Origin of the sequence: Daejeonella sp., assembly GCF_017495225.1 — a bacterium.
In the GTDB taxonomy this organism is placed as follows: domain Bacteria; phylum Bacteroidota; class Bacteroidia; order Sphingobacteriales; family Sphingobacteriaceae; genus Daejeonella.
Window position 1 is genome coordinate 142,138 of record NZ_JAFEIG010000033.1, and the last position, 21,244, is coordinate 163,381.

19 protein-coding genes are annotated in these 21,244 nt (G+C 36.6%); 10 read left to right on the forward strand and 9 right to left on the reverse strand.

Annotation, left to right across the window (positions count from 1 at the left end; translation table 11 throughout):
* The first annotated feature begins 79 nt into the window (after nucleotides 1-79).
* The gene (gene infB / locus QZ136_RS12245; protein WP_291403947.1) at nucleotides 80-3,067 is read left to right on the forward strand and encodes a translation initiation factor IF-2; all 2,988 of its coding nucleotides are present in this window, start codon (nucleotides 80-82) and stop codon (nucleotides 3,065-3,067) included.
* A 57-nt stretch (nucleotides 3,068-3,124) separates the two neighbouring features.
* Entirely contained in the window at nucleotides 3,125-3,955 is an 831-nt protein-coding gene (locus tag QZ136_RS12250; protein WP_291403949.1) for an FkbM family methyltransferase, read from the forward strand.
* A gap of 32 nt (nucleotides 3,956-3,987) precedes the next feature.
* On the opposite strand, the gene QZ136_RS12255 is transcribed toward QZ136_RS12250, so the two are convergent.
* From QZ136_RS12255 to QZ136_RS12270, 4 genes are read right to left on the reverse strand one after another with little or no spacing between them, the layout of a single operon-like run.
* The gene (locus QZ136_RS12255; protein ID WP_291403950.1) at nucleotides 3,988-4,806 is read right to left on the reverse strand and encodes a hypothetical protein; all 819 of its coding nucleotides are present in this window, start codon (nucleotides 4,804-4,806) and stop codon (nucleotides 3,988-3,990) included.
* Complete coding sequence (locus QZ136_RS12260; protein WP_291403951.1) at nucleotides 4,806-6,641, reverse strand: ABC transporter ATP-binding protein; 1,836 nt, start codon at nucleotides 6,639-6,641, stop codon at nucleotides 4,806-4,808. Before QZ136_RS12260 ends, QZ136_RS12255 begins: the two co-directional genes overlap by 1 nt.
* Nucleotides 6,642-6,682: 41 nt before the next feature.
* Nucleotides 6,683-7,690: a glycosyltransferase family 2 protein gene (locus QZ136_RS12265; protein ID WP_291403952.1), complete on the reverse strand. Its 1,008-nt coding sequence runs from the start codon at nucleotides 7,688-7,690 to the stop codon at nucleotides 6,683-6,685.
* On the reverse strand, nucleotides 7,690-8,565 hold the full coding sequence (locus QZ136_RS12270; protein WP_291403953.1) for a glycosyltransferase family 2 protein: 876 nt from the start codon (nucleotides 8,563-8,565) through the stop codon (nucleotides 7,690-7,692). The genes QZ136_RS12265 and QZ136_RS12270 overlap by 1 nt, the downstream gene beginning before the upstream one ends.
* Nucleotides 8,566-8,658: 93 nt before the next feature.
* On the opposite strand from QZ136_RS12270, the gene meaB reads away from it, so the two are divergent.
* On the forward strand, nucleotides 8,659-9,561 hold the full coding sequence (meaB, locus tag QZ136_RS12275) for a methylmalonyl Co-A mutase-associated GTPase MeaB (protein WP_291403954.1): 903 nt from the start codon (nucleotides 8,659-8,661) through the stop codon (nucleotides 9,559-9,561).
* Here meaB and QZ136_RS12280 read toward each other — a convergent pair.
* Entirely contained in the window at nucleotides 9,548-10,837 is a 1,290-nt protein-coding gene (locus QZ136_RS12280) for an aminopeptidase P family protein (RefSeq protein WP_291403955.1), read from the reverse strand. The two genes, meaB and QZ136_RS12280, sit on opposite strands and share 14 nt — an antisense overlap.
* Nucleotides 10,838-11,001: 164 nt before the next feature.
* Here QZ136_RS12280 and QZ136_RS12285 point away from each other — a divergent pair, with 164 nt between their 5' ends.
* The 7 genes from QZ136_RS12285 to QZ136_RS12310 all read left to right on the forward strand — a co-directional run bounded on the left by QZ136_RS12285 (nucleotide 11,002) and on the right by QZ136_RS12310 (nucleotide 18,786).
* Nucleotides 11,002-12,387: an OmpA family protein gene (locus QZ136_RS12285; RefSeq protein ID WP_291403956.1), complete on the forward strand. Its 1,386-nt coding sequence runs from the start codon at nucleotides 11,002-11,004 to the stop codon at nucleotides 12,385-12,387.
* 79 nt (nucleotides 12,388-12,466) lie between these two features.
* Nucleotides 12,467-12,604 carry a DUF6728 family protein gene (locus tag QZ136_RS13485; protein ID WP_363245344.1) on the forward strand — a complete coding sequence of 46 codons (138 nt, stop codon included), beginning with the start codon at nucleotides 12,467-12,469 and terminating at the stop codon, nucleotides 12,602-12,604.
* A gap of 43 nt (nucleotides 12,605-12,647) precedes the next feature.
* Nucleotides 12,648-13,028, forward strand: coding sequence for a RidA family protein (locus tag QZ136_RS12290; protein WP_291403957.1), 381 nt, complete (start codon nucleotides 12,648-12,650; stop codon nucleotides 13,026-13,028).
* A 2-nt stretch (nucleotides 13,029-13,030) separates the two neighbouring features.
* The gene (locus tag QZ136_RS12295) at nucleotides 13,031-13,960 is read left to right on the forward strand and encodes an EamA family transporter (protein WP_291403958.1); all 930 of its coding nucleotides are present in this window, start codon (nucleotides 13,031-13,033) and stop codon (nucleotides 13,958-13,960) included.
* A gap of 5 nt (nucleotides 13,961-13,965) precedes the next feature.
* Nucleotides 13,966-16,071 carry an ATP-dependent DNA helicase RecG gene (gene recG, locus QZ136_RS12300; RefSeq protein ID WP_291403959.1) on the forward strand — a complete coding sequence of 702 codons (2,106 nt, stop codon included), beginning with the start codon at nucleotides 13,966-13,968 and terminating at the stop codon, nucleotides 16,069-16,071.
* Between the two features lie 33 nt (nucleotides 16,072-16,104).
* Entirely contained in the window at nucleotides 16,105-17,484 is a 1,380-nt protein-coding gene (locus tag QZ136_RS12305; protein ID WP_291403960.1) for a M20/M25/M40 family metallo-hydrolase, read from the forward strand.
* A gap of 15 nt (nucleotides 17,485-17,499) precedes the next feature.
* Nucleotides 17,500-18,786: an MFS transporter gene (locus QZ136_RS12310; protein WP_291403961.1), complete on the forward strand. Its 1,287-nt coding sequence runs from the start codon at nucleotides 17,500-17,502 to the stop codon at nucleotides 18,784-18,786.
* On the opposite strand, the gene QZ136_RS12315 is transcribed toward QZ136_RS12310, so the two are convergent.
* Genes QZ136_RS12315 through QZ136_RS12320 form a run of 4 tightly spaced genes read right to left on the reverse strand, consistent with a single transcriptional unit; the run spans nucleotide 18,783 to nucleotide 21,231 of the window.
* Complete coding sequence (locus QZ136_RS12315; protein WP_291403962.1) at nucleotides 18,783-18,995, reverse strand: PLDc N-terminal domain-containing protein; 213 nt, start codon at nucleotides 18,993-18,995, stop codon at nucleotides 18,783-18,785. The genes QZ136_RS12310 and QZ136_RS12315 overlap by 4 nt on opposite strands.
* Nucleotides 18,992-19,216, reverse strand: coding sequence for a PLDc N-terminal domain-containing protein (locus QZ136_RS13490; protein WP_363245348.1), 225 nt, complete (start codon nucleotides 19,214-19,216; stop codon nucleotides 18,992-18,994). The genes QZ136_RS12315 and QZ136_RS13490 overlap by 4 nt, the downstream gene beginning before the upstream one ends.
* Complete coding sequence (locus tag QZ136_RS13495; RefSeq protein WP_363245350.1) at nucleotides 19,213-19,443, reverse strand: PLDc N-terminal domain-containing protein; 231 nt, start codon at nucleotides 19,441-19,443, stop codon at nucleotides 19,213-19,215. The genes QZ136_RS13490 and QZ136_RS13495 overlap by 4 nt, the downstream gene beginning before the upstream one ends.
* Nucleotides 19,444-19,482: 39 nt before the next feature.
* Nucleotides 19,483-21,231 carry an ABC transporter ATP-binding protein gene (locus tag QZ136_RS12320; protein WP_291403963.1) on the reverse strand — a complete coding sequence of 583 codons (1,749 nt, stop codon included), beginning with the start codon at nucleotides 21,229-21,231 and terminating at the stop codon, nucleotides 19,483-19,485.
* Between the last annotated feature and the right edge of the window lie 13 nt (nucleotides 21,232-21,244).

Below are 21,244 nucleotides of genomic sequence, written 5' to 3' on the forward strand. Positions count from 1 at the left end.
ATTGAGAAAATACCCGATTCTAAAACATATAACATATAAAAATTGTACTTTTGTACAAAATAGCGAGGTTAAATAATAAATGTCAGAAGGTAAAAGCACAAATTTACTTAAAACTGCGAAGGAGCTAAACATTGGTTTATCTACAGCGGTTGAGTTTTTAGGGAAAAAAGGTTTCAAGGTTGAGGCCCGTCCCAATACTAAACTCACCGATGAGATGTACGATGTACTTCTTAAGGAGTATCAAGGTGATAAGATTGTAAAAGAGGAAGCCAAACAAATTGTAATTGGCAAGATCCGTCGTGATGATGCGCCTCTTTCTACTGAGAAGACTGATTTACAGCCTTCCAAAGAGTTTGAACAGGAAGAAATCCTGATCAAAAATGTAAATTCTTTCACTCCGCCTGCGGTTGAAAAGCCGAAGGAGGTTGCTCCAGTTGCGCCAAAGCCGGAAGAAGGAGCTTTGCCTGGTGTAAAGGTTATTGGTAAGATTGATTTAAATCAGCTTAACTCAAAAACTCGTCCAGATAAGAAAAGTCCCGAGCCTGCTAAACCCGCAGAAGTTCCTATGCCAAAGCCTGAGCCTATTGCTGCAGCAACTGTTAAGGCAGAACCTGTTGTTGAGAAGCCTAAAGAAGCTGATATTGCCCCGCCTGCTAAGGTTGAAGCTGCTCCAAAAGCAGAGTCTACCGAGGCTCCAAAAGCTCCTGAAAAGGTTGAACCAGTTGTGGCAAGTCCAGTTGTGTCTGCCCCATCAGTTCCTCCTGTTCAAGAAAAACAAGAAAATAAACCAAATACGCAAGAGGGTAATCCCAATGCGACAGTTATACGCGCTAAAGCAGATCGCCTTAGCGGACCAAATGTTATCGGCCGTATTGAATTGCCGGTTTCAGCACCACGTCGTGGTCAACCAGTAGCTTCATCTTCTGCTGCAGGTGCCGACAATAAGCGTAAACGTAAGCGTAATGCCCCAGGGCAGCCAGGTCAAGCTAATCCGGGTCAACCAGGATCAGCACCACGTCCAGCAGCTAGCCCAGGATATCAAGGCAACCGCCCTGATTTTAGAGGTGGTGGTAGACCAGCACCTGGTGGAGGAGGTTCACGACCAGATTTCAGAAATAAGTCGCGTACCCCTGATGCACCAAAGGCAGAGCCTACAGATAAAGAAATTCAAGATCAGATTAAAGCAACACTTGCTCGTTTAAGTGGTGCCGGAAAATCTGGAAAGTTTGCTCAACGTGCTAAATTACGCCGTCAGAAGCGTGATGATGTAGCTCAAACCGCAGAAGATGCGGCAATGGAGCTTGAGGCACAGGCAAAAACTATTAAGGTTACTGAGTTTGTAACTGCCAACGAATTGGCGCTTATGCTCGATGTTCCTGTAACTCAGATTATCTCTACTTGTATGAGTTTGGGAATGTTCGTATCCATCAATCAACGATTGGATGCAGAAACCCTTACCATTGTAGCCGATGAGTTTGGATATGAGGTTGAATTCGTAAAACCTGAAGATGAGGAAAGTGGTTTATTGGAAGAAGAAGATAAGCCGGAAGATTTGTTACCAAGAGCTCCAATTGTTACTGTAATGGGTCACGTGGATCATGGTAAGACTTCCCTTCTCGACTTTGTACGTAAAACCAACGTAATTGCTGGTGAGGCAGGTGGAATTACACAACACATTGGTGCTTATGAAGTTACCCTTGAAAATGAACGTAAAATAACATTCTTAGATACTCCAGGTCACGAAGCCTTTACGGCGATGCGTGCTAGGGGTGCTAAAGTTACCGATATTGCAATTATTGTTATTGCCGCAGACGATAGCGTGATGCCTCAAACGCGTGAAGCTATCAATCACGCACAGGCAGCAAATGTGCCAATAGTATTTGCTTTTAGTAAGGTTGATAAACCTGGCGCTAATGCCGATAAAATCCGTGAACAATTGTCGGCCATGAATATTTTGGTTGAAGATTGGGGAGGAAAGTATCAAAGTCAGGAGATTTCTGGTAAAACTGGTATGGGCGTCGAGTTATTACTTGAAAAAGTATGTCTTGAAGCTGATATGTTAGAACTTACTGCAAATCCTAAAAAACGTGCTGTAGGTACTGTTATTGAAGCTGCTCTAGATAAAGGCCGTGGTATTGTAACCACTGTACTAATCCAAGCAGGAACTTTAAGAGTTGGTGATGCCATACTAGCTGGTGGTTATAGTGGAAAAGTAAAAGCTTTACACAATGAACGTGGTGTTAAGGTTGATCATGCCGGTCCATCTACTCCTGTTCAAGTACTTGGTATGCAAGGCGCACCAACATCAGGTGATAAATTCAACGTGATGGAAAGTGAAGTTGAAGCACGTCAGGTAGCAAATAAGAGATTACAATTACAACGTGAGCAAGGATTGCGTACGCAGAAACATATTACTCTTGATGAAATTGGTCGTCGTTTAGCAATCGGAAACTTTAAGGAGTTAAATGTGATTGTTAAAGGTGATGTGGATGGTTCAATTGAAGCATTATCCGATTCATTATTAAAGCTTTCTACCGAGCAGATTCAGGTTAATATTATACATAAATCTGTGGGACAAATTTCTGAGTCTGATGTATTGCTTGCCTCAGCTTCTGATGCAATCATCATCGGTTTCCAAGTTCGTCCTTCGGCAAGTGCCCGTAAATTGGCTGAAGCTGAGCAGATTGATATTCGTCTTTATTCTATTATTTACGATGCTATCAATGAGGTTAAAGCAGCTATGGAAGGCATGCTTGACCCTGAATTTGAAGAGAAAATTACTTCAAACGTTGAAATACGTGAAGTGTTCAAAATCACCAAAGTGGGTACCATCGCTGGATGTATGGTATTGGATGGAAAGATCACTAGAAATAGCAAAGTACGTATCATTCGTGATGGTGTTGTTGTTTATACCGGCGAATTAGCTTCATTGAAGCGTTTCAAAGATGACGTGAAGGAAGTTGCTACTGGTTATGAGTGTGGTTTAAATATTCAAAACTTCAATAATATTGAGGTAGGTGATATCGTTGAATCATACGAACAAGTTGAAGTGAAGAGAAAATTATAATTTCACCAATAAAAACAAAAAAGCGATCTTTTGATCGCTTTTTTGTTTCGGTGAATATTGAACAACCATATTGTATCAATTGTGGGCTTAAGGAAAGAATTCAGAAGACTTAAAAGACGCATAAGTTCAATCTTAAATGCGAATGATATTAATCTCGAATTAGGGCGTATTGCTGATTATAAGCACCTTACTGCGGGCTATGCACATGTATTTGAAAAGCCTTTTAAATTTCACCACGGACCAAGTTTTGTAGATTCATATCGCGAAATTTTTGAAACCGAAATTTATCGATTTAAACCTTCAGGAACTTCTAAAACTATTCTTGATTGTGGTGCAAACATGGGCTTGAGTGTACTGTATTTCGCACTTAACTATCCTGATCATCAGATTATTGCATTTGAGCCAGATGCCGAAATATTTTCAATTCTGGAGGAGAATGTTAAAACCTTTGGATTAAAAAATGTCACTTTGCATCAGAAGGCTGTTTGGACCAAAACAGAAAACCTAAAGTTCTATACCGATGGCGGAATGGGAGGGCGTGTAGGTAATGAATATGCCCATCAGGAACCTAAAATTGTTGAGGCAGTGTCTCTTTTGGATTTCCTCACAGAAGATGTTGATTTTCTTAAGATAGATATTGAAGGAGCTGAAGATACAGTTTTGAAATATTGTGGTAAAAGTCTACAAAATGCCGATCATATATTTTTCGAATACCATAATAATGTAAATTCAAAGCAAACCCTGCATGAGCTTCTTGCCTTGGTTGAAAGTTTGGGTTTCTATTATTATGTAAAAGAATCAGAAGTTAGGAAACATCCTTTTATTGATCAGCATCTTATTTGTGAGTCATTCAATATGGCACTGAATGTTTTCTGTTATAAAGTTTAATCTACAGATAAACTTTAGCAGTCCAAAGCAAGCTAATTTTTAGGTTGATATCCTTTTTTTGGTCTAAAGAGCTTATAATATTGTCTCACTAAGAACATGATAAGTCCTGAGTTAAGTAAATAAAAGCCTAAACTATTTCCAGAAAGATACATCCTTGTAATAGTTGTTGACATAAATCGTCCTCTAAATGCCCGGCGGTATTTTTTCATCAATTCAGTTCTTAATTTGTAAAAACTGTGATCAACATTCCCATCACTTTTATGGGTAAGATTAAAATCAATGATATAAGTATTAAAGCCCAGAGTTTCAGCAATCAGGCATATATCGGTACCGTACAAATGGAAGCCCTCAAGATCATTCGATAAAGATAGGTTCGCTTCATTTTTTACCAATATAAAATTCTCATCTACACTATGAGCTTTAAGTGGTAAATGTTTTTCAAATAGTATATTTCCGGAATTTTGGGTTAGATGCATCGCGAGATGCTTTAAATTGATGCCCCCTGCATTAGCCAAAATTGCCCAATTAGGGTCTATATCATCCATTTCCCTTATTCTTAATTCCAAATCATTAATTCGATGATCATGTAATAAAATGTCTTGGTGACATAAAATAATATATTTCCCTTTCGCTTCACGTAGAAATCTATTCAAGCCAGAAAATGCTCCAAATGCATTTGTTTTGCTATTATCGATGCATAAGTATTCGCAAAATTCAGGATCAAAGCCAGCAGTCAAAAATGAATTTATCATTTCCTGATACTCATCGGGCTTAGAAACCAGAGTACAAATGGAGAACTTAAATTGGAATTCTTCTTCCTTTTTTATGTTTTTTATGAAATTAAAGCTCATCAATCATTAAACGTTTGCATTGAAATCAATTTTTTATAAAGTCCATTCATTTTTATTAGGTCATTATGGCTTCCTTTTTCTTCAATCCTGCCACTTTCTAACACAATAATTTGATCAGCTTCTTGAATGGTACTCAAACGGTGCGCAATAACTATAGAAGTACGATTTTCCATTAATTTTTTTAGGGCACTTTGGACTAATTTTTCTGATTCAGTATCCAAGGCTGATGTAGCTTCATCCAAAAGCAGAATGGGTGGGTTAGCTAATACGGCTCTCGCAATGCTAATTCTTTGTTTCTGCCCGCCCGAAAGTTTCATTCCTCGATCACCAATATTCGTTTGATAGCCCTCGGATGTTTCAATGATGAATTCATGGGCATTTGCAATTTTTGCAGCCTCAATTACTTCATCATTTGTAAAAGGTCTTCCAAAAGCAATATTATTAAAGATGCTGTCATTAAAAAGTATAGGCTCTTGGTTTACAATTCCCATCAATGCTCTCACATCATGCATTTTAATATCTTTAATATCAGTCCCATCAATGGCTATCTCACCTGAGCTAGGATCCATAAACCTTGGTAGTAAATCCATAAGGGTAGTTTTTCCACCGCCCGAAGGACCAACCAATGCTACTGTACTGCCTTTTGTAATCTTGATGTTAATTTGGTTTAGCACTTCTTTTTCGCCATAAGCGAAACAAACATTTTTTAATTCAATATCCTTATTAAAGTTATTTTTTGAAACGGCATCTGGCTTATCGATTATATTTTCTGGCGCATCTAACAGCTGAAATACTCTTTCTCCTGCCGAAATACCTTGAGAAATATTCCCAAAAGCTTCTGAAATTGCTTTCGCAGGGTTAATGATTTGCGAAAATATGATGATATACCCTATAAATTCAGCTCCTCGTAAGTCAGATCCCTCTTCTAGGATTAGGGTTCCACCATAAAACAGAATTGCCGCAACCGTACTTACACCCAAGATTTCTGAAACTGGAGAGGCCAATAATACCCGTCTTGCTAATCTTCTATGTATCTTACTTGTCCACATATTAATAGCGTTGAACTTCTCCTGCATATATTTTTCGGCATTAAAGGATTTAATAATTTTTACTCCGTTTAAGCCTTCATCAATGCTTGAAACTAATACGCCTGCCGACTCTTGAGCCGCTGCTGCATGCTTTTTTAATTGTTTAATAATAATGGAAATAAGCAATCCAGAAACTGGAATTAGTATTAATGCAAAAAGAGTTAATTCAGATGAAATTGAAAATAGAACCGCGAAATTTAAAATAATAGCAATCGGCTCGCGCAAAATAACCTGTACGGATCTTATGATTGAGTCTTGAATCGTTATTACGTCGGCAATAAATCTTGAGATCAAATCACCCTTCCGCTGGCTACTAAAAAATTGAATATCAATAGTTGTTAGCTTTTTGAATATGCTACTGCGGATTCGAGTAACAATCATTAATCTGAAATTCTCAATTACCCTCGCAGATAAATATTTAAATAGGTTGCTTAGAGAAATAGAAACTATAATGGATATACTCACCATTTTTAGGGCTCCAACCTTGCCCGAGCTATTGATTACTTCTTTAAAATAGTAATAGAATAAGTTTTTAAAATAGCTTAGGCTAAAATCAAATGAAGGTAAAACATTGAGATTTTGTATGCTTTTTTCACCTGTTTGATTGAACAGAAGTTCAAAAACAGGTATTAATAATGTGAAATTAATTAAGCCGAATACGATTCCTAAAACCGACAACAAAAAAAATGGAATTGCAAATCTTTGAATTGGTGCTGCAAATGAGAAAAGTCGAAAAAAGGTCTTCATAAATTGTGTTATGAAGCAAAGTTAATCATTTTGAAAGATATCTAATTTCGACCCTTGATGATTGTTTGTCCAGCCAGCATTTTATTCATTTTAGTAATAACTTCCTCAATGCTAATCACATATTGCTGCTCGCTAATTAATTCATTCATTTTATTTCTTGAATTATTAATATTTTTCAAGCTACTTAAAAACATGGTAAAGCTTTTATAGAAGTAGAATTTTAGGCCAAGCCACATAAATAGTAAATCAAAAAAGGTAATTTGAATTAGCCAAAAAAATAATTTGATTTTGCTTAAGTGAATGGCATGAACAAACATTCTGTTTCTAAAAAAGATGGCTTTTACCCAATTTCGTGTTCGATAGTTTTTTGTGGTAGATGAATGATCATGTATGCAAAAGGATTTTGGGTCATAATAACATTTCCAACCGAGCCTCCAAGCTCTTAGTCCTAATTCAAAATCTTCACAATAAAAAGGTGAAAAAATTTCGTCAAAACCGCCTATTTGTTTAATTTTTTTAGCGTCTACTAATGCGTTTGCACCTGATAAATATGCTGTAGGAGTAAGGAAATTCTCATCTTTAACATAAAAAAAATTATTGCTTTTGATTTTAAATCCTGAGTAGTTTAAATATCGCGCGGTATCTTGAACCTCTCCATTTTTAGCTCCAATAATTTTGCTCATTACACCAAAAGTGTCTGCTAGTTCAAAATATTTAAACTGAGTTTCAAAAAAATCTGCATTTAATTCGATATCAGTATTAAGAAGCAAAATCAATTCTTTTTCTGCTTGATTAATTCCTTTATTACAGGATGCAGAAAAGCCCTTATTTTGGGCATTAATTATTAAACGTATTTCTGGATAGTTTTTCTGTAAAAATAAAACGGACTTGTCCTTTGAGCAATCATCTACTACGATAATTTCATAATTTACTTTTGCATTTTCTAAGGCCCCCATAACCGATGGAAGGTTTCGCTCTAGTAGGTGTTCCCCATTATAGTTTGGTATGACTACAGATATGCTTTTCCTAACACTCGGGATTGCTGTCATTAAACAATTTTATAGTTTTTGTATTCTCCTATTCTCCATCCAAATAGATCTTCTATTTTTTGTAAAATGCGTCGCCTTAAGCTCATTTTCTTTTTTAATAGTGTGGGATCTACTTGAAAAGTCCAATTGCTATGTTCAATTCTCTTTTGCATAACAATAGGATGGCTACCCGCAAATTTGATTAAACGATCGGCATTGCCATATTCAAACTCTTGATTTACAGGAAGATTTTCTTGTATCCAACTATCTTCATGGTAAAACTTATTGAAGTTGCGAACTTTATTATCTAATCCTGTAGGTGCTTGAACCCAACCATAATGATAAATATAAGCATCAAGAGCTTTAACCTTTAATTTACGATTATTTTTTCTAAAGCCCTGTGCATCTCGATAAGAGTGTACCTGGGGGTCAAATTTTAATACCCTAACTTCATTTCTATACCAACGTCTGGATGAAGCTACAAAATCGTAAGAACCATAAAAGTGCATGTATTTGAATAATAAACCTTCTACATTTTTATTGTTCAAATGGTCAATCATCGCTTTCTTTATCTCGGGGAGGTAATCTTCATGTACGCATTCATCTCCTTGTATATAAAAAGCCCAATCGGTGTCTTTTGAAATAGCTGCATAAGCCTTATCGGTCTCTTGTGCAAATGTTTTTCCGCCTTCACGAACGCTTTCATCCCAGATTGTGTGTATGATTTTTATCTTTGGTGAATCAATAGATTCGATTAATTCTAAGGTACCGTCGGTACAATCACCTATGGCAATTACAAATTCATCGCATATTGGTAAGACTGAAAGTATGGCCTGCACAATAGGATAGTCGTTTTTGACAGCATTTCGGATAAATGAGAAACCAGTAACTTTCATAAAAATAAAAATATGAGGCGAAGTTAATAAAAAAGCTTCTGTTGTATAATTTGCATCAATTGCATAATGAATTAAAAATAATTACTTTGTGCCATGGAGCCAAATAATCAGGATCACTCTATTATAGTTAAAGACTTTAAAAAGATAGCTAGAAATTTAACAATAGTTGAAAACGATTTGTTAGGCTCAGATGACCTTTTGAAAGGCCTTAAAAGTTTAAATACCCCAGTTATCGGGATCACTGGTCCGCCAGGAGCAGGTAAAAGCACCCTGGTAAATGCCATGATTAATTATTTAAGTGCTCAGGGTAAAACTATTGCCGTACTAGCCATTGATCCTACCTCACCATTTAATTTAGGCTCTTTACTTGGCGATCGGGTTCGAATGGCCGAACAGTTTAATAAACCAAATGTTTATATCCGTTCTTTAGCTACAAGGGGGTCGCTTGGAGGATTATCTGGTAAAACCATAGAAATGTGTGATGTGCTTAAGTCGGAGGGTTTCGATTATATCTTAGTTGAAACGGTTGGGGTTGGGCAATCAGAGGTAGAAATTGCCGGACTTGCAGACATTAGTGTAGTGGTGCTTGTTCCAGAGGCTGGCGATGAAATTCAGAGCATGAAATCAGGTTTAATGGAGATTGCAGATATTTTTGTAGTTAATAAATCAGATCGCGATGGGGCTGAAACATTTGCTAATAATTTGAAGAAGTTAGTCCATCAGAAAACGGAGTTCATACCTGTAATTAACACTATTGCCGACAAATTGACAGGTATTGATGATTTAATGGCGGCCTTAGAAAATCAGAGTTTTAAAGATAATTCACGTCGGAATTACCTCTTGGCCGAAAAAGCTTGGAAGCTGATTCAACATGAGAAAATGAAAAATATTAACAGGGTCAAACTTCAGGAAGAAATAATTCTCGCTTCAGCCGACCCTGCTTTTAATTTGTATCGTTTTGTAGATCAGGTTATTAACAAAACTAAGAATTCATAATATCTTCGATTTCTTCTGCTTCAATAGGAATATTTGCCATTAAATCAATATTGCCATCTTTTGTGATTAAAATATCATTCTCAAGTCGGATACCTAAACCTTCACTCTGAATATAAATGCCTGGTTCACAAGTAAGTATATTGCCTACTTCAAATGATTTATATCTGCTAGCAAAATCATGTACATCTAATCCAAGATGATGGGAAGTGCCATGCATAAAATATTTTTTATAAAGCGGCATTTTACTGTCTTGCTTAGCAACATCATGTTTATCGAGTAAGCCGAGCTTAATCAATTCATTTTCAACTATTTTACCTACTTCAACATGGTAATCGTTCCAAACAGTACCTGCTAAAAGCATTTTTTTGGCTTCATTCATTATGTGAAGTACAGAATTATAAACATCTTTTTGGCGTTTAGTGAAACGGCCGTTTACGGGTACCGAGCGACTTAAATCAGCGTTGTAGTTGGCATATTCTGCACCGAAATCAAACAGAATTACGTCACCATCTTTACAAATTTGGTTATTATCGTTATAGTGTAAAATATTTGCATTCTTACCAGATGCAATAATTGGGTTATAAGCATGCCCTGTTGCCCTTTGACGAATAAATTCGTGAATTATTTCAGCCTCAATTTCATATTCTGCCACACCAGGTTTCACAAATTTTAACACACGCCTAAATGCATCATTAGTAATATCGCAGGCTTTTTGCGTTAATGCTATTTCAGTATTGGATTTAATAGGTCTTAAATCACGTAAAATTAAAGCTGAACGCTCATAACGATGTAATGGATATAGGTTTTTTAGTTTTTCAATAAATCTGATATCACGATAAGGTACCTCATGTACATATCTGTCATTTTCGTTGGTATTGAGGTAAATATTGTCAGCATAATTAATAATTGAATGTAAAATACTCCAAAAATCACTTAGCCAAAAGATATTTTCTATTCCTGAAACCGTTTTAGCCTCTTGAATTGTAAGTTTATGTCCTTCCCAAACTGCAATATGCTCATTAGTTTGTCTCAAAAATAATACTTCGCGATAAATTGGATTTGGGCAATCAGGGAATAAAATTAAAATGCTTTGCTCCTGATCAATACCACTTAAGTAGAATAAATCAGGGTTTTGCTTGAAGGTAAAAGGTTGATCTCCGCTTCTTGGGAACTCGTCTCCCGACTGAAAAATAGCTATTGAGCTCTTAGGAAGCCGTTTTGTGAAATTTTGACGGTTTAATTCAAAAAGTTGCTTGTCTATCTGAGAATATTTCATAATTGTAACATTTTTAATCCTTGAACAAAAAAACTTGCACTTTGCGCCCTTTTATTCGGTAATAAAATTTTTGGAATAGTATTTGATTATTTGCACAAGTCAAACTTATGACTATTTTTGTATAAATTACACTAATGATTTTGTTAACCTTTAAAAAATTAATTATGAATTACTCTACATTAAAGAAGACCTTCGTGTTTTCATTAGTAGCGCTATTGGCCCTCGTAGAGGTTTCCAATGCTCAAACCGCTACGAACTCAACTGCCAAGGTATTTGGTGGAAGAGGACAGTACAGAACTTGGAACTTCGGTATTAATGCCGGAATTTTAACTCCACATGTAGTTGTTGGTGGTATCAACGATTACAATAAATCAAATTTCAACTTAGGATATGGTTTAACTTTACGTAAGCAATTAGGCCATTCTTTTGGTTTAGAGCTTGCTGGAGTACGTGGTAAATTATCAGGAGAAAATGATGCAACTGTTGCACCTCTTACTGCTGGAAGTTATGCTTCATTCGAAACTGACTTAGCTGTTGCAGCTTCATTGTCAGCAGTAGTAAATGTTGCAACAATTGATTTCTTACAGAGAGAAAATGCAATCAATTTCATTGCAAAGATTGGTTATGGTACTTCAAGATACGCTCCTAAAGCTCCTTTCAACTGGAAAGATAAAGCTGGCGAGTATGATGGAACAGGTACTAACAAATACGTAAAAGAGCAATTTATCCCTGTTGGTGCGGGTGTTAAGTTCAAAGTTTCTGAGCGTGTTAACTTCGATTTAGCTTATGTAATGAACTATGTTGATGGTGATAACGTTGATGGAACTTATGCAAAAGGTACTTCTAAAGATAAATTTTCTTATACTTCAGCTGGTTTAGAATTCTCTTTAGGTTCTGTTGCAAAGCCGAACTTAGACTGGGTTAACCCTGTTGCTTTAATGTATGATGAATTAAAAGATCCTACATTACGTAATGAGGTTGAAGCTTTAAAAGGTCGTGTAAGCGTATTAGAAGCTGCTGATTTATTAAAAGATTCTGATGGTGATGGTGTTGCTGATAAATTAGACAAATGTCCTAATACTCCAGCAGGTGTTAAAGTTGATGGTTCTGGTTGCCCACTAGATGTGGATGCTGACGGTGTGCCTGATTCAAAAGATGCTTGTCCTACTGTTAAAGGTACTGCTGCATTAAACGGATGTCCTGAAATGAGTGGCGTTGCTGGTTCTGCAATTGCAATCCAGTTCGAATTTAACTCTTCAGTTTTAAGAACTTCTGCTTATGCAACTTTAGATAAATTATCTGCTGACTTAAAAGCAAACTCTTCAAGCACTGTTCAATTAGACGGTCACGCTTCTGCTGAAGGTACTGATGAGTACAACATGTCATTATCAACAGACAGAGCTAATTCAGTAAAAACTTACTTAGTTAACTCTGGAATTGCTGCTAATAGAATTGCTGTAACTGGTTTTGGTGAAAGCCGTCCAGTTGCTTCAAATGCTACTGAAGCAGGACGTTCACAAAATCGTCGTGTTGAGTTCAAACAACAATAAACAATATTGTATATAAGCAAATTGTAAAAAAGAGTCCCGATTTTTCGGGACTCTTTTTTTATTTAATAATTTTGACGTCATGTATTTTTTCAGAAAAAAAGATCCCAATAGACCACAAAATTTTAATTTGAAGGTCATGCATATTATCAATACAATTGCTATCATCATGTTTTTGGCAGGTATTGTTTATAAGCTTATCGAGTGGTATGTTTTATAATTACTAGTATAACTGTTAATTATTTCCTCAAAATATAAATTGTATGAAATCTATTATCCAAACGGACAAAGCTCCGGCACCAATCGGGCCTTATAGTCAGGCTGTTCAAGCTGGAAATATGCTCTTTATTTCAGGACAAATAGCTATTGACCCCGCTACCAACCAATTAATTTCTGGCGGAATAAAAGAGGAAGCTAAGCAGGTAATGAATAACCTTGAAGCAGTTCTTAAAACAGCAGGTTTTTCTTTCGAGCACATAGTGAAAACTTCGATATTCCTAAGCGATATGAATCATTTTTCAGATGTAAACGAGATTTATGGCTCCTATTTCCACTCTGATTTTCCTGCTCGAGAAACTGTAGCCGTACTTGGTTTACCTAAAAATGTGAATGTGGAAATCTCTGTAATCGCCGTAAAGGCTTAAGTTTGAAGGAAGGAAGACTTAAATATTTTGTTGCCGCATTCTCTGCGGTAATAGTGTGGGGATTTTTCTCAATTCCCCTGCGTATGCTGCGCGATTATCCCGCAGATCAAATATTATACTATCGTATTTTTACTAGTTTATTTTTAACCTGGCTATACATTTTACTTTTCCGAAAAAAGCAAGTTAAATCCGACTTCAAATATGTACTGGAACAAGATAAATTTAGTCGGAAAAAAATACTTTGGCTTAACCTCCTCGCAGGATTATTAATCACAGGTAATTGGTTCACATTTATTTATGCCGTAAATAATGTTAATCTTAAATCGGCCGCCTTTGCCTATATGGTGTGTCCGCTATTAACCGCTATGGGAGGCTTCTTTATTTTGAAAGAAAAACTCACAAGCATTAAATTGATTGCATTAGGTTTAGCATCAATTAGTATTCTTGTGCTAGCACAAGGTTCACTGATAGATGTGCTTTGGTCAATTTTAATTGCGGCGCTCTATAGTTTTTATCTTATTATTCAGCGTGTTATTCACAGTATAGATAGATTTAATATGCTTGGTTTGCATCTGTTTATAGCCTCAGTTTGGATGACTCCATTTTTTATTTATGAATTCCAAAGCTTTCCAACAGATTTATCCTTTTGGCTTACAATCCTAGTAATTTCCATTTTCTTTACCATTATTCCGCTTTTCCTAAGCTTGTATGCTTTAATTGGGATGCCATCTTCTACTTTAGGAATAATTATTTATATAAATCCTATTGTTGCTTTTGCAGTGGCATTTTTCTATTTTCACGAAGGAATTAGTGTATCTCAGTTGTATTCTTATTCATTGTTACTTTTGGCAGTGATCGTCTTTAACTGGGCTACCCTCAAAGAAATAATAATTAAATCGCCGAGCAGAAATAAGCCGGTAACTAGCCCTTAAGCGGATTGGAAGACCAAATCTTAAAAACCCCTATTGAATATTTAAAGGGTATTGGCTCTCAACGTGCCGAAATCCTAAAGAAAGATCTTGGTGTTTTCAGGTATGAAAATCTTCTAGAACATTATCCTTTCAGATATATTGATCGTACGCGCTTTTATAAAATAAATGAGCTTAACCCTGATCTTCCAGCCGTTCAGATTCTTGGCCGTATCGTTTCAAAAGAAATTGTTGGTGATAAACGGGTAAAAAGACTAGTAGCACGTTTTAAAGATGATACAGGAATTATGGAACTCGTTTGGTTCCAAAGTTTACGCTGGATGGATAAAATTATTCAGCCAGGTTCTGTTTTTATTGTTTTTGGAAAGCCAAGTCTCTTTAATGGACATTTTTCCATTTCCCATCCCGAATTAGAAGCTTACCAACCAAATGCAGTTAGTCAGGGTAACCTAACTTTACAGCCCGTTTATAGCTCCACCGAAAAACTGAAGCAATTTAACCTGGATACTAAGGGCATTCAGCGAGCTCAAGCGGCACTTATTGATCAATGTATTCGTCAGATTACCGAAACACTGCCTCCTTATCTTATGAAGAATCATAATTTAATAAGTAGGCAGAAAGCATTATACAATATTCATTTTCCGGAAAGTGTAGAGGCATTGAGGGAAGCTCAACGTAGACTCAAGTTTGAAGAACTTTTCTTTATTCAATTGAAACTTCTTAGGACTAAGGTGCTCCGGACTCAAAAATTTAAGGGCTCTATTTTTGAAAATGTTGGAGATAATTTCAATACATTTTATACTCAAAAATTACCTTTTGAACTAACTACCGCTCAAAAACGTGTTATTAAGGAAATTCGTCAAGATACACAAAGAGGAGTGCAAATGAATCGTTTGCTGCAGGGCGATGTGGGTAGTGGTAAAACTGTGGTAGCGCTCATGATCATGTTATTAGCAATTGATAATGGTTATCAAGCTTGTATTATGGCCCCAACAGAGATTTTGGCTCAACAGCATTATTCTTCAATTAAGGCCCTTCTGGGCGATGATTTTGTGAGCGTTGAAATACTTACTGGATCAACCCCTAAAAAGGCAAGACGGGGCTTGCATGAGCGTCTGGAGAGTGGTGAGTTAAATATTATTGTTGGAACTCATGCTTTAATTGAGGATGCAGTCCAATTTCGTAATTTGGGGCTTGTAGTAATTGATGAGCAGCATCGTTTTGGTGTGGAACAGCGCGCACGTCTTTGGCGGAAAAACATCATTCCTCCACATGTTTTGGTAATGACTGCTACTCCTATCCCACGTACGCTTGCCATGACTCTTTACGGGGATCTTGACATCTCCATAATAGATGAGCTCCCAGCAGGCCGAAAACCAATTAAAACCGTGCATTTATTTCATAGTCAGCGTTTGAGGATGTTTGGCTTTATGCGCGAAGAAATAGCCAAGGGCAGGCAAGTGTATATTGTTTATCCGCTCATTAAAGAGAGTGAAAAGCTTGACCTTTTATACCTTGAAGCGGGTATAGAGGCAATATCCAATGAGTTTCCTTTACCCGAATACCGAATTAGTATCGTACACGGTAAATTGGCTGCAAAGGATAAAGCGGCCGAAATGCAACGTTTTATTAAAGGTGAAACACAAATTATGGTGGCAACTACGGTCATTGAGGTAGGTGTGAATGTCCCCAATGCGAGTGTCATGATTATTGAAAATGCTGAACGATTTGGCTTATCACAATTACATCAATTACGCGGACGTGTAGGGCGTGGAGCTGAACAATCTTTTTGTATTTTAATGTCGAGCTTGAAGCTTAGCGCAGATGCAAAAACACGTTTAGAAACGATGGTTCGTACCAACGATGGATTTGAAATTGCAGAAATAGATTTGCAACTTCGTGGACCAGGAAATATCGAAGGAACGCAACAAAGTGGCGTTCTTGATCTCAAATTGGCAGATCTTGCACTTGATCAACAATTGTTGTCGGAGGCTAGAAAAACAGTTATTGAAATTCTTGAGAATGATCCAGACCTTGTCAATGAAGAAAATCTTATCTTAAGGAAATATTTTGAGAAAAGATCAGGCGGTATAAGCTGGGATAAGATATCTTAAATATTATATGATTATTAAAACAATTCTAATACAATGAAATTTCTAAAAACACTATTTCCTGCTCTTCTTATTGGTTCAAGCTTGTTTGCTCAAAATCCTGATTCTATAATTATTCGTAAGATTTACGATGAAGCCTTAGAAAATGGACATGCCTATAAAAATTTAGAGTATTTGTGTAAGCAGATTGGTCCGCGACTTAGTGGCTCTGCCAATGCGCAAAAATCTGTAGACTGGACCAAAAAATTGATGGAAGAGTATGGTTTTGACCGTGTTTATCTACAAGAATTAATGGTTCCTGTATGGGAGCGTGGTGCAAAGGAAGAGGCATATATTTTGGATGGAAAGATTAAAATTCCTGTTCCAATTGCTGCCCTCGGCGGATCTATCGCTACTAGTGCTAAAGGAATTACTGCCCCAATTTTGGAAGTTCAAAACTTTGAAGAGCTTAAAGCTTTAGGTGCCGATATTGTGAAAGGCAAGATTATATTTTTCAATCGCCCATTTGATCCTAAATTATTTAATACTTTTTCAGCTTATAGTGGAGCAGTAAATCAGCGCAGTCAGGGTGCTATTGAAGCCGCCAAGCTAGGTGCCGTAGCTGTTATTGTAAGGTCCATGTCTTCTGTAATCGACGATTTTCCTCATACTGGCGGAATGGTTTATCAAGATGGAGTTACCAAAATTCCCGGAGCAGCAATAAGTACTAAAGCCGCTGATCTGCTTAGTCAGAAATTAATGCAAAGGAAGTATCCCTCCGCTCAATTTTATTTCAAACAAAATTGCCGCACCTTGCCTGATGCAGTTTCTTATAATGTAATTGGTGAAATTAAAGGTACAGTTGACCCAGAAGGAATTATTACTGTTGGTGGGCATCTTGATTCATGGGATCTTGCTGAAGGTGCTCACGATGATGGCACAGGTGTTATGCAATCAGTAGAAGTTTTAAGAATTTTTAAACAACTAAACTTGAAGCCCAGACATACCATTAGGGCGGTAATGTTTATGAATGAGGAGAATGGTTTGCGTGGGGGACTTAAATACGCTGAGATTGCAAAGCAAAATAAAGAAAGGCATGTAGCTGCTGTTGAGTCTGACGCGGGTGGTTATACTCCTCGTGGTTTTAATGTTGAAAATGCCCCAAAATCCTTAGCACATTTTTCTAAATGGAAACCTCTTTTTGCCCCTTACCTTGTGGATGCGATAATTCCAGGGGGTGGCGGTGCTGATATCGGTCCGTTGAGAATTATGCCCGAAGTGGTTTTAATTGGCTTCAGGCCAGATTCACAACGTTATTTTGATATCCACCATTCTAGCAATGATGTTTTTGAGAATGTGAATAGACGCGAACTGGAGCTCGGCGCTGCAGCCATGACATCTTTGATTTATCTCATCGATCAATATGGGACTAAATAAAAAGCAGACTAAATTTTGAGTTTAAATAAAGAAGAGCTTGAGGCAAGAGGGGTACAGAAGGATCCTTATGTAGCGATGCGTTTTCCGGAGTTTCGCTCCTATATTGCCATGCGCTTCCTCTTTACCTTTGCCTACCAAATTCAGGCGGTAGTTGTTGGTTGGCATATTTATCAGCTGACAAAAGATCCTCTTTCTTTGGGTTTAATAGGACTTGCAGAAGCTATCCCTTCTATCACTGTAACCCTTTATGGGGGATATATCGCGGATAAATCGGATAAGAAGAAACTATTGGTATGGATCATTGCATCCATGTTATTTTGTTCTGCCATCCTAGCCATAGTTACAACAAATGATGTGATCCAAGTAATTGGGCAAACATGGGTCATCTTAATTATGTATGGAATTATTTTTTGTGTAGGGATTGCGCGTGGATTTTATTCGCCTACCGCTTTTGCATTAATGGCCCAAATTATTCCGAAAGAACATTATACAAATTCTTCAACTTGGAATAGTGGTAGTTGGCAAACAGCATCTATTATGGGTCCTGCAGTTGGTGGCTTACTTTATGCTTTTAGCGGAATTACAGCTTGCTTCATTGTAATTGTTAGTTTTATTGCACTTGCACTTGTTTGTATTAAATTTTTCGTAAAAAACTATCCTGCCACCTTCATACCCAAAGAAAATATTTTTAAAAGCCTTTCGGAAGGGATTCGTTTTGTGTTTAAAAGCAAAATGATATTAGGGGCCTTGAGTCTTGACATGTTCTCTGTATTTTTCGGTGGTGCTGTAGCCTTGATGCCTATTTTTGCGCATGATATATTGAAAGTTGGGGCAGAAGGTCTAGGATTTATGAGAGCGGCTCCTGCTTTGGGTGCTGTAGTTACCATGTTTATTTTGGCAAAATATCCACCCATGAACAAGCCTTGGAGAAATTTATTGTTAGCCGTTGCCGGATTTGGAATATCGATAATTTGCTTTGGACTATCCAGAAATTTTTACCTCTCTTTTTTATTTCTATTCTTTGAGGGAGCATTTGATAGCGTTAGCGTTATAATTCGCTCAACTATTTTGCAAATTCTTACTCCCGAAGAAATGCGTGGAAGGGTATCAGCGGTGAATGGAATATTTATCAATTCATCTAATGAAATTGGTGCTTTTGAGTCGGGAGCAACAGCAAGGCTCATGGGAACTATTCCATCCGTACTTTTTGGTGGTAGTATGACACTTATAATTGTACTTATCACCTATTTAAAAACTAAAAGGCTCGTTCCTCTTAGTTTAAATCAGATTCATCGCAATTAAAATTTATTATTTCTACCCACAAGTAGATAAATAATTGAACCCAAAACGGGTGCAAGTAGGATTACAATTAACCATAATAATTTAGTATTTGTGGGAATGCGACTTTTTAAAAGGTCCATTAAAGTGACCACAATGAGGATAAACCAAATTATTCCTATTAAAAATCTTAATACACCACCAATGAAGAGTAAAATTAATAATCCGCTCATAATGCTTTTTGTTTACGCCCCCATAAAAGATAGATTATAGCTCCCAAAAGCGGGGCAATTAGGATAAATAGTATCCAAAGGAATTTACGATAATCGCTCATTTCCTTGGATTTTATGATATCAAATATTGAGAAAGGAATGACAAGAACTATCGAAATTGCTGTAAAGGCAATCAGAATTGACTCTAATATTCCAATATTGTAAAATAATAGGATACTCATTGCATTTTCTTGATTTTTTGACTCTTTCCCATATTAAGATATAATGTTATTCCTATTAAGGGAGCCATAACAACTATGGTGGTCCAGAAAATTTTATCTCTCGGATTTTTAAATTCTGATTTCGATATATCAATTAAAACGTATGCCAAAGAAATGGCATGAGCGACTAAAATTAATATTACGAATAAAATAAGAATTGAAAAGCTGATATTCAATAAAATTAGCATAGTATCATTTAATTCATTTAAATATAAAAATATTTTCTCTTAGATTGAATATTTTTCTCCAATTTGCTGGCGCCACATGGCAAAATATAGACCTTTTTCAGCAAGTAACTCTTCATGCTTACCTGATTCTATAATATGTCCTTTTTCTAGTACAAATATTTTATCAGCATGCATGATAGTTGAAAGTCGGTGCGCAATTAATATAGTGATGTGATCACTTACTTCAGATACATTACGGATGGTCTCAGTAATTTCCTCCTCTGTTAATGAATCTAAGGATGATGTAGCCTCATCAAAAACCAGAATATTAGGCTCACGAAGTAATGCCCTTGCTATTGATAGACGCTGTTTTTCGCCACCCGATACCTTTACACCACCTTCACCAATAATGGTATCTAGTCCTTTATCTGCACGTGAAAGAAGATTTTGACATGCAGCTCTTTGTAAAACCTGCATACATTCTTCATCGCTAGCATCAGGTCGCACAAAAAGAAGGTTTTCACGGATGCTACCTGAAAACAATTGTGTATCCTGTGTTACAAAGCTGATTTTTTCACGAAGTTCGTCCAAATCAATTTGCTTGGAAGGGACGTTATTGTATAGAACTTGGCCACTTTCAGGATGGTATAATCCTACAAGCAGTTTAACCAAAGTGGTTTTTCCCGATCCTGAGGGACCAACAAATGCGATTGTTTGTCCCTGTTTTGTTTCAAATGAAATATTCTCAAGTGCATTTCGGTTTGATGATTGATGCTTAAAACTTACTTCATTAAATTTAAGACTGTTTACACGGCCTAGAGCAACAGGATTTTCAGGCTTTTTCTCTTTCGGGGTATTTAAAATGGCCTTAAAGTTATCCAAGGATACTTCAGTCTCACGATAAACATTGATAATATTTCCGAGTTCTTGAAGAGGACCGAAAATAAAGAATGAGTAAATAAAGAGCGAGAAAAACTCTCCAACACTGATTCTGCCAGCAAATATTAGATAAAGCATCAAGAGCAAAATCATATTTCTAAGCAAATTGACCAATGTGCCTTGGATAAAACTTAGGCTTCGTACATATTTAACTTTTTTGAGCTCAAGCTTTAGGATTTTATTGGTTGTATTACTTAAACGTTTTATTTCCTGACCTGAAAGCCCTAAACTTTTTACTAACTCAATATTTCTTAACGATTCGGTGGTTGAGCCTGCTAGTGCCGTAGTTTCAGCTACAATAGCTTTCTGTACCACTTTTATTTTTTTGCTGAGTACAGAACTTATAAATCCGAGAATAGGAATTACAGAAATATATACTACAGCAATTGACCAATGAATATTAATTGCATAAATAAAAACGAATGTTACTCCAACTAAAGAGGTGAACACAATATTTATGAGCGCAGTTATCAGCTTCTCACTATCGGTTCTCACTTTTTGTAATACGCCCAATGTTTCGCCACTACGTTGATCTTCAAATACTGAATAGGGTAATTCGAGAGAGTGCGCTAGTCCATCAGAATAGATTTTTGCCCCTAACCGTTGAGTAATCACATTGACATAATAATCCTGGAAATTTTTCGCGATTCGCGAAACCATCGCTACTCCCATTGCTGCAAGTATTAATAATCCAGCACCTTTAAAAAATTCTTCGGTGGTATATTCCTGATATCTAGTTACATAGGTATCGATTACTTTTCGGAAAATCCATGGATCCAAGAGTGAAAATATCTGATTTACAGCGGCAAGTAATAAGGCTAAGAAGATTAGTCCTTTATAGTTTTTTAAATATTGTAATAGTAGTTTCATAGGTAATTGGTCA